The 12,437-nt window shown below is 66.9% G+C and carries 16 protein-coding genes; 10 read left to right on the forward strand and 6 right to left on the reverse strand.

The window, feature by feature from the left end:
- On the reverse strand, nt 1-332 hold a 332-nt coding region (locus tag ACNA7R_RS16185), incomplete at its 3' end, for a cyclophilin-like family protein (RefSeq protein WP_416284572.1).
- Nucleotides 333-488: 156 nt separating this feature from the next.
- Between ACNA7R_RS16185 and ACNA7R_RS16190 the strand changes: the two genes are divergently transcribed.
- The 4 genes from ACNA7R_RS16190 to ACNA7R_RS16205 all read left to right on the forward strand — a co-directional run bounded on the left by ACNA7R_RS16190 (nt 489) and on the right by ACNA7R_RS16205 (nt 3,856).
- Nucleotides 489-848, forward strand: coding sequence for a hypothetical protein (locus ACNA7R_RS16190; protein WP_416284573.1), 360 nt, complete (start codon nt 489-491; stop codon nt 846-848).
- Nucleotides 849-966: 118 nt separating this feature from the next.
- Nucleotides 967-2,616 carry a CTP synthase gene (locus ACNA7R_RS16195; RefSeq protein ID WP_416284574.1) on the forward strand — a complete coding sequence of 550 codons (1,650 nt, stop codon included), beginning with the start codon at nt 967-969 and terminating at the stop codon, nt 2,614-2,616.
- Nucleotides 2,616-3,533 (forward strand): glutamine-hydrolyzing GMP synthase, encoded by a 918-nt coding sequence (gene guaA, locus ACNA7R_RS16200; protein WP_416284575.1) that lies wholly within the window; start codon nt 2,616-2,618, stop codon nt 3,531-3,533. The genes ACNA7R_RS16195 and guaA overlap by 1 nt, the downstream gene beginning before the upstream one ends.
- A complete protein-coding gene (locus ACNA7R_RS16205; protein WP_416284576.1) occupies nt 3,530-3,856 on the forward strand; it encodes a CTP synthetase in 327 nt (108 codons plus the stop codon). The genes guaA and ACNA7R_RS16205 overlap by 4 nt, the downstream gene beginning before the upstream one ends.
- Before the next feature lie 376 nt (nt 3,857-4,232).
- On the opposite strand, the gene ACNA7R_RS16210 is transcribed toward ACNA7R_RS16205, so the two are convergent.
- The gene (locus ACNA7R_RS16210) at nt 4,233-4,955 is read right to left on the reverse strand and encodes a 5-formyltetrahydrofolate cyclo-ligase (RefSeq protein ID WP_416284577.1); all 723 of its coding nucleotides are present in this window, start codon (nt 4,953-4,955) and stop codon (nt 4,233-4,235) included.
- Nucleotides 4,945-5,499, reverse strand: coding sequence for a MogA/MoaB family molybdenum cofactor biosynthesis protein (locus ACNA7R_RS16215; protein ID WP_416284578.1), 555 nt, complete (start codon nt 5,497-5,499; stop codon nt 4,945-4,947). The genes ACNA7R_RS16210 and ACNA7R_RS16215 overlap by 11 nt, the downstream gene beginning before the upstream one ends.
- A 93-nt stretch (nt 5,500-5,592) precedes the next feature.
- Between ACNA7R_RS16215 and ACNA7R_RS16220 the strand changes: the two genes are divergently transcribed.
- From ACNA7R_RS16220 to ACNA7R_RS16230, 3 genes are all read left to right on the forward strand, one after another.
- A complete protein-coding gene (locus ACNA7R_RS16220; RefSeq protein ID WP_416284579.1) occupies nt 5,593-6,633 on the forward strand; it encodes a zinc-binding dehydrogenase in 1,041 nt (346 codons plus the stop codon).
- A gap of 66 nt (nt 6,634-6,699) precedes the next feature.
- Nucleotides 6,700-7,020 carry a hypothetical protein gene (locus tag ACNA7R_RS16225; RefSeq protein ID WP_416284580.1) on the forward strand — a complete coding sequence of 107 codons (321 nt, stop codon included), beginning with the start codon at nt 6,700-6,702 and terminating at the stop codon, nt 7,018-7,020.
- Nucleotides 7,021-7,193: 173 nt separating this feature from the next.
- Nucleotides 7,194-7,691, forward strand: coding sequence for a CAP domain-containing protein (locus ACNA7R_RS16230; RefSeq protein ID WP_416284581.1), 498 nt, complete (start codon nt 7,194-7,196; stop codon nt 7,689-7,691).
- Between the two features lie 168 nt (nt 7,692-7,859).
- On the opposite strand, the gene ACNA7R_RS16235 is transcribed toward ACNA7R_RS16230, so the two are convergent.
- Nucleotides 7,860-8,426, reverse strand: a complete 567-nt coding sequence (locus tag ACNA7R_RS16235; protein ID WP_416284582.1) for an NUDIX hydrolase — start codon at nt 8,424-8,426, stop codon at nt 7,860-7,862.
- Between the two features lie 61 nt (nt 8,427-8,487).
- Entirely contained in the window at nt 8,488-9,492 is a 1,005-nt protein-coding gene (locus tag ACNA7R_RS16240; protein WP_416284583.1) for a diacylglycerol/lipid kinase family protein, read from the reverse strand.
- Between the two features lie 52 nt (nt 9,493-9,544).
- On the opposite strand from ACNA7R_RS16240, the gene ACNA7R_RS16245 reads away from it, so the two are divergent.
- The gene (locus ACNA7R_RS16245; RefSeq protein ID WP_416284584.1) at nt 9,545-10,255 is read left to right on the forward strand and encodes a CehA/McbA family metallohydrolase; all 711 of its coding nucleotides are present in this window, start codon (nt 9,545-9,547) and stop codon (nt 10,253-10,255) included.
- 4 nt (nt 10,256-10,259) lie between these two features.
- On the opposite strand, the gene ACNA7R_RS16250 is transcribed toward ACNA7R_RS16245, so the two are convergent.
- A complete protein-coding gene (locus ACNA7R_RS16250) occupies nt 10,260-10,673 on the reverse strand; it encodes an Lrp/AsnC family transcriptional regulator (RefSeq protein WP_416284585.1) in 414 nt (137 codons plus the stop codon).
- Nucleotides 10,674-10,775: 102 nt separating this feature from the next.
- Here ACNA7R_RS16250 and carA point away from each other — a divergent pair, with 102 nt between their 5' ends.
- Complete coding sequence (carA, locus tag ACNA7R_RS16255) at nt 10,776-11,852, forward strand: glutamine-hydrolyzing carbamoyl-phosphate synthase small subunit (protein ID WP_416284586.1); 1,077 nt, start codon at nt 10,776-10,778, stop codon at nt 11,850-11,852.
- An 89-nt stretch (nt 11,853-11,941) separates the two neighbouring features.
- Nucleotides 11,942-12,437, forward strand: a 496-nt coding sequence (locus tag ACNA7R_RS16260) for a hypothetical protein (protein ID WP_416284587.1), incomplete at its 3' end; no start/stop codon positions are given.

Raw genomic sequence — 12,437 nt, forward strand, 5'->3', positions numbered from 1 at the left:
GGTTCCGTCTCGTCGACGCGCGCGACGACAGTGACGGGGGCGGCAGCGCGGGGTTCGTCGTCGACGCTGGCGGGCGTCGGCCCCCAGAACAGACACAGTTTCTCGCCCGCGGGCCAGTAGGCGATCGCCCCCTCGGGGACGACCTCCCGGCCGTCCTCGAGGGGCGCCTCGAGCGACGCCGAGATGTACAGTTCGTCGCCCCAGCGGATCGCGTCGCCGGAGACGGGGAGGGCGTCCTCGAGTGCGGCACGGGTCTCGAGCGCGCCGTCGGTCCAGGTCGCGGTCAGTTCGCGGTCGCCGACGATGACGCGGAGGTCGGACTGGGAGCCCATGTCCGGAAAGACGCTCGAGGGGCCTTTCGAGCTACCGATCGCCGCAGGATCGACCGCTGTCGATCCGAACCGATTCGTCGGCGGAACGGCAGCACTGATTAACGGGTTGCTCCTTCCACTCCAACCGTTAACTACGTGTTTGTGGTGTGTCGGGGCATGCTGGTTCATCTCAAACAGTACAAACACGAGGAGGTCCAGTTCGACGACAACCGGACGACCGGCGAGTCACAGACCGAGGACACGGTCGACAAGGACCCCGAGGAGTACTTCGGCGAGAACATCGACGACTTCGACCTCGAGACCTGGGAGACGATCGAGTACGAGGACGATCCGATCCAGCGCCGGGACGTCTCGGTGGGCGGCGTGACGGCCGTCTCCGTCCCGGAGGAGCCGACCGACGACGACGATCCGGACCTGCCCGGGCGGACGATCCAGCTTCGACTGGGCGGGGAGATCGAGTACGTCGAACAGTCCCGGATCGTGGAGGTACAGGACGAGGACCCCGGCGAGTCGTAGCGATTCCGCGTCTGCGACCGGGGGTCGGCGTCGAACCTGTCACCGCCCGCACTGACAGCCGTTACCGGACGCAAGCCGCTCCCGAAATGGTTTTCAACCGCTCGCGCGGACACTCGGTATGCCGACGGAATCGGACACTCATTATGATCCCTCGCTGGGGAACAAGTTCATTTTCGTCACCGGCGGGGTTATGTCGGGGCTCGGGAAGGGGATCACGGCCGCCAGCACCGGCCGCCTCCTGAAAAACGCCGGGTTCGACGTCACGGCGGTCAAGGTCGACCCCTACCTGAACGTCGACGCCGGGACGATGAACCCCTACCAGCACGGCGAGGTGTACGTCCTGGAGGACGGTGGCGAGGTCGACCTCGACCTGGGGAACTACGAACGGTTCCTCGACGTCGACATGACCTCCGACCACAACATCACCACCGGGAAAACGTACCAGCACGTCATCGAGAAGGAACGGGCCGGCGACTACCTGGGGAAGACGGTCCAGATCATCCCCCATATCACCGACGACATCAAGCGCCGGATCCGCGAAGCGGCGGAGGGAACCGACGTCTGCATCGTCGAGGTCGGCGGCACGGTCGGCGACATCGAGGGGATGCCCTACCTCGAGGCCTTACGGCAGTTCGCCCACGAGGAAGACGAGGAGGATATCCTCTTTACCCACGTCACCCTCGTTCCGTACTCGAAAAACGGCGAGCAGAAGACCAAGCCGACCCAGCACTCGGTCAAGGAAGTTCGCTCGATCGGTCTCCAGCCCGACGTCATCGTCGGGCGCTGCGAGGACCGCCTCGAGCCGAAAACGAAGGAGAAGATCGCGCTGTTCTGTGACATCCCGACCGAGGCGGTGTTCTCGAACCCCGACGTCGAGGACGTCTACCAGGTGCCGCTGATGGTCGAGGACGAAGGGTTGGATCAGTACGTCCTCGAGCACTTCGGGCTCGCGAGCGAGGCGCTGCCGGAGGGCCAGCGGGCCAACGAGTGGCGGGAGATCGTCACGACCGAGAAAACGGAGACGGTCGACGTCGCGCTGGTCGGCAAGTACGACCTCGAGGACGCGTACATGTCGATCCACGAGTCGCTGAAACACGCCGGCTTCGAACTGGGCGCCGATGTCGACGTCCACTGGGTCGCGGCCGGAGAGATCGCCGACGGCCACGACGGCCAGCTCGCCGACGTCGACGGGATCATCGTCCCCGGCGGGTTCGGGATGCGCGGCTCCGAGGGGAAGATCGAGGCGGTCCGCTACGCCCGCGAGAACGACGTTCCGTTCCTGGGGCTCTGTCTCGGCTTCCAGATGGCCGTCGTCGAGTACGCCCGGAACGTGCTGGGGCTCGAGGACGCCCACTCCGCGGAGATGAACGAGGAGACGCCCCACCCCGTCATCGACATCCTGCCCGAGCAGTACGAGGTCGAGGACATGGGCGGGACGATGCGGCTCGGGAAACACACGACGGTGATCGAACCCGAGACGCTCGCCTACGAGCTGTACGACGACACGTCGTGTTCGGAGCGCCACCGCCACCGCTACGAGGTCAACCCCGAGTACTTCGATCGGTTCGAGGACGAACCCCTGCAGTTCTCGGGCACGGCGGGCAACCGCATGGAGATCCTCGAGCTCGAGGACCACCCCTACTTCCTGGGCACGCAGTTCCACCCCGAGTACACCTCCCGGCCCGGCCAACCGAGCCCGCCGTTCCTGGGGCTGGTCGAGACCGCGCTCGAGCGCAACGAAACCGCGGAAACCGAGGTAACCCACTGATGGTCGACACACAGACGTTCGTCCCGGAAGCAGTCGAAGAGATCGAGAACGAAGTCGGCGACGCGAACGCGGTCATCGCCCTCTCGGGCGGCGTCGACTCCTCCGTCGCGGCCGCGCTGGCCTACGAGGCGGTCGGCGACCAGCTCACCCCCGTCTACGTCGACACCGGGCTGATGCGGAAGGGCGAGACCGCTCAGATCCGCGAGACGTTCGACTACATGGAGTCGCTGCGGATCGTCGACGCGAAGGATCGATTCCTCGAGGCCCTCGAGGGCGTCACCGACCCCGAGGAGAAGCGCGCGGTTATCGGCGAGCAGTTCATCCGCGAGTTCGAGCGCGAGGCCACGGACGCGGACGCCGACTACCTCGTCCAGGGGACGATCTACCCCGACCGCATCGAGAGCGAGGGCGGGATCAAGTCCCATCACAACGTCGGCGGGCTCCCCGACGTGGTCGACTTCGACGGCATCGTCGAACCCGTTCGCGATCTGTACAAGGACGAGGTCCGGGAGGTCGCACGCCACCTGGGACTCGACGAACTCGTCGCCGAACGGATGCCGTTCCCCGGTCCCGGTCTCGCCATCCGCGTCATCGGCGAGGTCACCGAGGAGAAACTCGAGGTCGCTCGCGACGCCTGCCACGTCGTCGAGGAAGAACTCGAGGAGTACGAGCCCTGGCAGGCGCTGGCTGCCGTGGTCGGCAAGGCGACGGGCGTCAAGGGCGACAACCGCGTCCACGGCTGGATCGTCTCGGTTCGGTCGGTCGAATCCCGCGACGGGATGACCGCCCGCGCCCAGGAGATCGACTGGGAGACGCTCCAGCGCATCCAGTCGCGGATCACCGGCGAGAACGACAACGTCGCGCGGGTCGTCTACGACGTCACCCACAAACCGCCCGCGACCATCGAGTACGAATGAGTCTGCGAGCCATCGTCGCCGGCCCCGACGAGGACGGCATCGGCGACGCCCTCGAGGCCGAGGGCGTCGACGTCGCCCGGGTCGGCGGCGTCCTCTCGCGACCGACCCTCGAGGAGGCGGGCGTCCTCGAGGCGGACCTGTACGTGCTGACCGATATCGATCAGGCGACGACGATCCCGATCGTCTGCGACCTCAACGACGACATCCGGACGGTCGCCTACGGCGAGCGCACGGTTCCGGAGTTCGTCCGTGGCCAGCTCGACCTCGCGATCGACCCGCAGCTGATGAGCGCGACCCTGGTCGCCGAGGAGCTGGTCGGCTGACGGTTCGTATCGATATTCGGTTCAGAAACGACAACTTACCCGTTTGCAGCCGGCGTGAACGTTCTATTGAGCTAATTCGAACGGATAAACTCGAGTTAAGCCTGCGGGAATTCGACGTAAGACAGCTATACCGACTCCTCCGTTCAAGTAGTACCCGCTCGTACGGATCGATGGAGGTCGACGGGCAGACCCCACCAAGTGGCACCGATCTGCCAACCCGTGACTTCCAGCAACCCCACCACAGCACCCTTCCCCCACATTGCCATACCGTTATCCGCTTGATGGGTGACGCGGGTTCCCTGCACCGGCCCGCGTCACCGTCGCTGTCTCGGGACACGGGGTCGTGTCCCAGTATGGCTTTCAGCACGTCTCCGAGCTACCGCTCCCGGAGCCGTTTCAGTACCGGAATCTCCTCGAGGCGCTCCGCCGGGAGCAGCTCCCAGTCGATACCGGCCGGCTGCCCGTCGCTATCGGGCCGACGAACCGCCTCGGGCGTCACGACCAGGTCCATCGAGACGTCGTGCTCGCCGGTGTCGACATAGTCGTCGATCAACTGGTGCTCGTGGACCGTCGTCGCGACGGTCGTCGACTCGTCGACGAGGTCGAGTTCCCGGAGGACGGCGTACTCGAGGTCGCTGTACCCCTCGCCTTTTCCGATCCGATCGCCCGAGTCCGTGACGGCGACGCTCCCGGAGACGATCAGATCGATCTCCGGGACGGCCTCCGGCCCGACCTGTTCGCCGTGCTCGGACGATCCCGAGACCGTCGTCGCCGCGTCGTAGTCCTCGAGGACGTCGGGATCGAGCTTCAGGAAACACCGTTCGTCGCGCAGGCGCGGGACGGCCATGTAGACGGTCTTTCCATCCCGGAGCGCGCGGCGACGGACCGGAAGCTGGGGCGCGTCGGGGTTGGCCTTGATCGCCGTCGCCGCCTCCCACTCGGGCTGGTCGGCGAGGCGGTCGGCGGCCTCGTCGGCGCCCGCGAAGTTCGGAATCCGGCCGTGGGGAGGAAACGGGAAGCGGGCGACACCGCTCTCCTCCAGGTCGTTCCAAACCCGCTCGCGGATCGTCTGCTTGTCTTCGGGCATGCTACTCCTCATCGAGTTCCTTCTGGATCCCGGGATCGGTAACCGTCCGCTCCTCGTTCGCGAGGGCGACGAGGTGAGTCGCCTCCGGAAGGATCAGCTCCTCGAGGCCGAGCCGGACGGCGTCGCGGTTGCCGGGGAGGCAGAACACCGGAACGTCGCCGGAGACGCCCGCGAGCGTCCGCGCCGCGACGACGTGGGAGCCAAAGGCGTCGTAGGCGAGCGTCGAGAACAGGTCGTTGAACGTCGTCAGCTCCTTATCCAGTAGCGGTCGAACCGCCTCGAGCGTGACGTCGTCGGGTTCGATGCTGGTCGCCCCGCTCGTGAGGACCAGTTCGACGTCGTCGCGGTCGACCATCCGCGAGACGATCGACTGGACCTTGTCGTGGTCGGCGCCGACGTGTTCGCGCATCGGGACCTCGTAGCCGTTCTCCTCGAGGATCGCCCCGATCGTCTCGCCGGCTGCGTCGGTGCTGAGCGAGCGGTTCGTCGCGATCGTAACGACGCCGACCCTGGGCAGCTCCTCCCCGGACTCGTCGTCGGGCTCCGTCGTCTCCATACCGTCCACTGTGCGGGCGAGCGGTAAAGGAATCGCGGACCGCAGCGAAGTCGGCCCAACTGTTATACCGGTCGTTTCCGTCGGAACGCGTGTATGCAAGCGGTCAAAGTCACCGAACACGGCGAGACGGACGTTATCGAGTACGGCGAGTACCCGGACCCGGAGGTCGGCCGCGACGAGGTGCTGGTCGACGTGAAGGCGGGCGCGCTGAACCACCTCGACGTCTGGGTGCGCCGCGGGCTGCCGACGCTGGATCTCGAGATGCCCCACGTGCCGGGCAGCGACGCGGCGGGAGTCGTCGAGGACGTCGGCGAGGACGTCACCCGGTTCGCGCCGGGCGACCGCGTCGCGGTCACCGCGGGCGTCCACTGCGGGGACTGCGAGTTCTGTCGCAGCGGCGATCCGACGCTGTGTGTCAACTTCCACCTGATCGGCGAACACGTCACGGGCGTCCACTCCGAGTACGCCGCCGTTCCCGAGGACAACCTCATCCCGGTCCCCGAGGGCGTCGACTGGGTTACGGCGGGCTCTACGTCGCTCGTCTTTCAGACCGCCTGGCGGCTGCTGATCGATCGGGCCGACATCGAGGCCGGCGAGAAGGTCCTCGTGTTGGGAGCAAGCGGCGGGGTCGGCCACGCGGCGGTCCAGATCGCCGACTACGCGGGCGCGGAGGTGTACGCCACCGGGAGCACGGAGGAGAAGCTTCAGCACGCCCGCGAACTCGGGGCCGATCACGTCGTCAACTACGAACAGCAGAACTTCGCGGAGTGGGTCCGCAGCGAGACCGGCAACCGGGGGGTCGACGTCGTCGTCGACTACATCGGTGCCGGCACCTGGCGGGACTCGATCAAGAGCCTCGCGAAGAACGGCCGGCTGGTCACCTGCGGGGGGACCGCGGGCGGGAACCCAGAGACGGACATTCCCCGCATCTTCTGGAACCAGCTCCAGATCATCGGGTCGACGATGGGCACGCCCGGCCAGGTCGACGACGTGATGGAACTGGTCTGGGACGGCACCTTCGAGCCCGCGGTCCGCGAGGTGCTCCCGATGAGCGAGACCGCCCGCGCCCACGAGATCATCGAATCCCGCGAGGGCTTCGGGAAGGTCGTCGTCCGCCCCGACAGCGAGCTGTAGGCGCTCGAGCGTCGGTTCGAGCGTGGAACCGTGACTGCTTTGACGGTCGCCTCGTAACTTCCGGACGTGACCTCGAGCGACGACGGCGGCTACGTCCACGACCCCTCGACGTTCGACGAGGAGGGCCAGCCCCGCGAGGCGGCAGACGACGGCGGCGAGACTACCGACTGGGTCGACGACCCCGCCCACCCCGAGACCGCCGACCGGGAGTTCGACTGGCGCGGCTGGACGCTCGTGGCCGTCATCGTCTTCGCCTTCATCGTCGCGCCGGGGATCATCCTGCTGTGGCCCCCGGCGACGGACCACCTGTTCGCCCTGATCGTCCTGCCGCTGATCCCCGCCGTCCTGCTTGCGGTGACGGCGGTGTGGGCGACGACCCGGCCCTGATCGCTCGAGTCGCCCCTCACCTCGTCGCCAGCCGACCCCGTTCCCGTGCCGTTTCCTTCGCTGCAGTGACAGAATCGAACAGTCCGATTGACTGGTTGAGGTTAGCCCGACTATAGTAAAGGTTCAGTAGGAAACAGCCGGAAACGATGGCACGCAACTCGCGGCGATCGTTCGTGCGCAACGCAGCAGTGACCGTCCTCGGTGGCTCCGCGCTCGCCGCCGGAACGAACCAGGTAGCGGCACAGGACGACGACTTCGAGACGGCCGTCGAGGCGGCGATCCACGACCGCGTCAACGAGATCCGAACGGATCGCGGGCTCGAACCGCTCGCCTACCGTGACGATCTCGCGGCGGTCGCCTCGTCCCACAGTCGGGATATGGCCGACCGGAACTACCTCTCGCACACGTCCCCGGAGGGAGAGACGATGACCGACCGTTACGAGCGGTTCGGCATCGACTGCTGGGGCTGGGCCGAGAACGTCCTGTACAACTACGCGAGCGACGAGTCGCCGACGGCGGCCGCACGGCGAAGCGTCGACCAGTGGATGGGAAGCAGCGGGCACCGGCGGAACATCCTCTCGGAGTCGTGGACCGCGGAGGGGATCGGGGCCGCAGTCGCGTCGGACGGGCGGCTGTACGTGACCCAGAACTTCGGCACGAACTGTCGCTGAACGCTCGGCTCCGTTTTTGCAGAGAGAGACGACGGGGAACGTCGGAGCCGCGGACGAGAGTCCGCGTTCGGCCGACCGTTCCGGGCGACTATCCCGATCCTAGCCCGAGTTCGGTCGCCGGAACCCGTTTTGTCCGTCCGTAAGCCGTTTCGAGGAACGAAACCGTCCTCACTCGGATCGAACGTCCCGTCGCATCGCGATCTCGAACCACGGACAGAGGCGGAGCTGGCGGTACCACTCGGGGTTTTCGTGCAGGCGCTCGTAGGGGACCCACATGAGACCGCCGACCTCCTCCTCGTCGGGCTCGAGCGTGCGGTCGGTCAGCGTCAGCTTCAGGACGGCACAGACCTCGTGTTCGACGCCCGCGTTCTCGAAGTAGCGCTTGTACTCGAAGCGGTCGGTCACCCGCAGGTCGTCGTACTGGTCGGGCGTGACGCCGAGTTCCTCCTCGAGTCGCTTTCGGGTCGCCTCCTCCTGGCTCTGTCCCTGGACGGGGTGGGAGGCGACGGTGCCGTCCCAGTAGGTTCCCCAGAGGCGCTTGCCGGGTGCACGCTGGGCGAGAAGGACGTTGTCGTCCTCGTCGAAGACGAGCGAGGTGAACGCCCGGTGACGGATCCCGTCGCCGGTGTGGGCCTCGAGGCGGTTGACGAGCTCGAGTTCGGTGTCGTCTTCGTCGACGGCGATGACGTCCTGCCGTGCGTTTTTGTGGGGGTCCTCGTCCGCTGGCGTACTCATACCCACACAATTGCAAAGGGTCTTGAAACCAGTATCGTCTCGCTACTCCCGACTCCGGCTGTCAACCGGACCGGCCCCCGGTCGCGTCCGGATCCGGCCGGTACCCGTCTCCGACGACGACCTCGAGCGCGTTCGCCGCCGTCTCGAGGTCGAGCGTCTCCGCGGCGAGCATCTCGCCGTCGAGGCTGTACTCGATCGGCTCCGACCGCAGGCTCTCGAGGGTGAGCGAGGGAACGCGGTGGCGAACGATGTGTCGATCGCCGCGCTCGAACAGTCCCGCGAGCGCGGCCTCGCCGACCAGGTCGGTCGTCGGGGCATCCTCGACGATCGTCACCTCGAACAGGCCGTCCTCGACGTTCGCCTGGGCGCGTCTGGTGCCGCCGAACCGCCGGCAGTTCCCGACGAGCACGAGCATCGCCTCCCCGGTCCACGTCTCCCGTGGGCTCGCGTCGCTGCCGTCGGGCCCGTTCTCGATCGTCGCCCGGATCGGCAGGGACTCGAACGACGAGATCGTCTCGAGGGCGCGCCCGACGTAGGCGAGAACGCCGAGCCGGCGCTTCTCGTCGGGGGTCGTCGCACCGCTCGCTTCGGCGGTGATTCCGCCGACACAGGAGTTGACGAACGCCCGATCGTTCGCGGTGCCGAGATCGATCCGGCGGCGACGACCCGTGTCGATCGCGTCGAAGGCGCCCTCGATACCGTCGATTCCGAGGTTCGCCGCGAAGTTGTTTCCCGTTCCGGTCGGGACGACCGCGAGGGTCGTTCGCTCGAGGGCCTCGGCCTCGACGAGTCCGTTGACGACCTCGTTGATCGTTCCGTCGCCGCCCGAGGCGACGACGAGCTCGGCGCCGTCGGTCCCTGCCTCCCGAGCGAAGCGAACGCCGTCACCCTCGCCCTCGGTGATCCGAACCGAGAACCCGCGTTCGCGTGCGAGCGTCCGCACCCGCTCGAGGTGGTCCTCGGTCCCGCTCACCGGGTTGCAGATGACGACGTGATCGGCGTCGGTTCGGTTCTCCCGCGCGACGTCTCCGTTCGACCCCCCGACTCCGTCGGCGTCTCGCTCCATACGCCCGGTACGAGTCAGAAGAACAAAACGGCCAGTTCACGTTCGCCTAGATATGTTCGCCGTCGACCTGCATGCTCACACGCGATTCTTCCACGGGTACCGGGCGCTGGGCGATCGATTCGACCCGTACGGGTTTCGGCTGCTCGCGCGCGCGATCGACGTACGCGGGCTCGACGGCGTCGCGACGACGAACCACGACTACTACACGCCGTTTACCTCCTCGCACGTGACGGCGATCCCCGGAATCGAGGTCTCGACGACGCGCGGACACGTCCTCGTGATCGGCCCCGATCCGCCCCGCGAGACGGTTCCGGGCGAGTACACGCCCGCGGAGGTCGTCGAACTGGCCCACGACCGGGGCTGTGCGGCGATCGTCGCCCACCCCTACCGCGACAGCACGATCAGGGAACTCGACGAGTTGCCGTTCGACGCGATCGAGATCAACGGTAAACACCCCCGAACCGAGCGGCTGGTCCAGCGGCTGGCCGAACGCCACGACCTTCCGCTGGTCGGGGGCAGCGACGCCCACTACCCCTTCGAGGCGGGGCGGGCGTACACGCGGATCGACGCCCCCGAACTCACGCCCGAGGCGGTCGTCGAGGCGATCCGGGACGGCCGGGTCGAACCTCGAGTCGCGACCGGTCAGTTCGATCGCGGGCTGCGCCGGCTCTACCGGGAGATCCACAGCCGGAAACACCCGGACGGGTTGCTCGCGGAGCCGTCGCCGGGACTCGGATCGCCGCCCGACGCGACCGACACCTGACCGATCAACCGAGCTGTTCGTCCAGAATCAGCCGCGTCTGCGTGCTCACGACTTCCTCCTGGTCGCGAGCCTGGGTGATGAGGTCGTTGACGCCGCGGGTGTCGGCCGCGTCGACGACCAGAACGATGTCCTGTTCGCCCGAGACCATCCAGACGAAGTCGACCTCCTCCCACTCGGCCATCCGTTCCGAGACGGCCTTGGTGTCGACGTCGACGGCGACGCTGACCTCGATCATCGCCTTGACGTTACCCGTGTGCGTCGAGATCGTAAAGCGCTCGATAACCCCGTCGTCCATCATGCGTTCGACCCGGTTCCGGACCGTTCCCTCGCTCGTCCCCACCTCGTCGGCGATCTCCGTGTACGGCGTGCGGGCGTCTCGCCGAAGCGTATCGAGGATCCGTCGATCGAGCTCGTCCATGGAGATGCGTGGATAGGACCGACCCGCACTTACCGATTACGAATTTCGTAACTCAGCTTCGAAGGCAACACTTATGACCGGCGATCAAATACGTAGTTCGTAATGACAGCTGCCTACGTTGCGCTGGAAGGCGGCCACGTGATCGAGGGACGTGGTCGCGCTCCGGGGACGGCTCGTGGCGAACTGGTTTTCACGACGGCCTACACCGGCTACGAGGAGAGCCTGACCGATCCGTCCTACGAGGAACAGATCCTGACCTTCTCGTACCCGCTGATCGGGAACTACGGCGTTCGCGAGGAACGCTTCGAGGACGACCGTGTTCACCCGCGGGCCGTCCTCTCCCGGGAACTCACCGACGACGTCGTCGACTGGCTCGAGAGCGAGGGCGTTCCCGCGATGGACCACCTCGACACCCGCGAGGTCGTCACCGACATCCGCGACGAGGGCGCCATGAAGTGTGGCATCGCCGTCGGCGAGGACGTCACCGAGGAAGACGCCCTGGCCGAACTCGAGGCCTGCAAGGAGATGAGCGATCACACCGAGATCGGCGCCCAGGTCAGCGTCGACGAGCCCGAAGTCCACGGGGCCGACAACGACGGCGAAACCGTCGCCCTGATCGACTGCGGCGCGAAGGGCTCGATCGTCAGTTCGCTGGTCGAGCGCGACGCCGAAGTCCACGTCCTGCCCTACGACGCCGGCGTCGAGGACGTCGAGGCCGTCGACCCCGACGTCCTGTTTATCTCGAACGGCCCGGGCGATCCGGTCAACTTCGAGGAGACGATCGAACTCGTCGAGGAGTCCGTCGGCGAGGCGCCGATCGCCGGCATCTGTCTCGGCCAGCAGATCGTCGCCGAGGCGCTCGGCGGGAGCACCGAGAAGATGACCTTCGGCCACCGCGGCGTCAACCAGCCCGTGCTCGACCTCGACTCGGGCCGCGTGGTCATGACGACCCAGAACCACGGCTACGCCGTCGCGGAGCCGGGTGAGCACCTCGAGGTCACCCAGATCAACGTCAACGACGACACGCCCGAGGGGCTCGACGGGATCGAACACGACATCCTCACCCGTCAGTACCACCCCGAGGCCAACCCCGGTCCCGAGGACACCCTCGACTTCTTCGACGACGTCCTCGCGATGGCCAGCGATCGGAGCCAGCGAACCGTTCCCGCCGACGACTGAACGTTCACTCGGTCGCCCGGCAGTTTCGAGCCACCGTTTTCGAAACCCGATCGTAACGCTGAACCGTCAGGCGCTGCCTCGCTCGAGCAATGGAGCGTCCGCCCGCACTCGACGGCTTCGCCGACCAGCACCCGCTCGAGCACGCGGCGACCGTTGTCGCCGCTCTCGGCGTCTTCTGGATCGGCTACTTCGGCGCAGTCGTCGTCGGTTACGGCGACGTCTCGATCCTTGCCGTCGAGACGCACATTACCGCACAGCGCGTGGGCGGGATGGCCGGCTCGATCCTCGTCTGGACGTTCTTCGGGTTCGCGTTCGTTCGCGGCTCCGGCGGGCCGCTGTTGAACGCCGTCGTCTACCCTCTCGCGATCGTCGCGTTCGCGCCGTTCGTCGGCCGCTGGGCGCTGTTCGGGATCGATACCGGGGCCGTGGTCTCGCGGTTCGTCGGCCTGTTCGTGCTTGAGCCGTTTTTCACGCTCGCGCTCGCGGTCGACGATCAGCTTGAGGGTGGGCGTCTGTACGCGTCCGGCGGAGAGCACATCGCCCCACGCCTTCTTGGAAGCCTTGTTGGAGGTGAGCGTAAGGTAG

This window comes from Natronococcus sp. (assembly GCF_047921035.1).
Lineage (GTDB): Archaea > Halobacteriota > Halobacteria > Halobacteriales > Natrialbaceae > Natronococcus.

Excerpts from the sequence above, each read along its gene's own strand:
- ACNA7R_RS16190 (WP_416284573.1), top strand. The coding sequence starts at position 489 with ATGCTGGTTCATCTCAAACAGTACAAACACGAGGAGGTCCAGTTCGAC.
- ACNA7R_RS16195 (WP_416284574.1), top strand. The coding sequence starts at position 967 with ATGCCGACGGAATCGGACACTCATTATGATCCCTCGCTGGGGAACAAG.
- guaA (WP_416284575.1), top strand. The coding sequence starts at position 2,616 with ATGGTCGACACACAGACGTTCGTCCCGGAAGCAGTCGAAGAGATCGAG.
- ACNA7R_RS16205 (WP_416284576.1), top strand. The coding sequence starts at position 3,530 with ATGAGTCTGCGAGCCATCGTCGCCGGCCCCGACGAGGACGGCATCGGC.
- ACNA7R_RS16210 (WP_416284577.1), bottom strand. The coding sequence starts at position 4,955 with ATGAGGAGTAGCATGCCCGAAGACAAGCAGACGATCCGCGAGCGGGTT.
- ACNA7R_RS16215 (WP_416284578.1), bottom strand. The coding sequence starts at position 5,499 with ATGGAGACGACGGAGCCCGACGACGAGTCCGGGGAGGAGCTGCCCAGG.
- ACNA7R_RS16220 (WP_416284579.1), top strand. The coding sequence starts at position 5,593 with ATGCAAGCGGTCAAAGTCACCGAACACGGCGAGACGGACGTTATCGAG.
- ACNA7R_RS16235 (WP_416284582.1), bottom strand. The coding sequence starts at position 8,426 with ATGAGTACGCCAGCGGACGAGGACCCCCACAAAAACGCACGGCAGGAC.
- ACNA7R_RS16240 (WP_416284583.1), bottom strand. The coding sequence starts at position 9,492 with ATGGAGCGAGACGCCGACGGAGTCGGGGGGTCGAACGGAGACGTCGCG.
- ACNA7R_RS16245 (WP_416284584.1), top strand. The coding sequence starts at position 9,545 with ATGTTCGCCGTCGACCTGCATGCTCACACGCGATTCTTCCACGGGTAC.
- ACNA7R_RS16250 (WP_416284585.1), bottom strand. The coding sequence starts at position 10,673 with ATGGACGAGCTCGATCGACGGATCCTCGATACGCTTCGGCGAGACGCC.
- carA (WP_416284586.1), top strand. The coding sequence starts at position 10,776 with ATGACAGCTGCCTACGTTGCGCTGGAAGGCGGCCACGTGATCGAGGGA.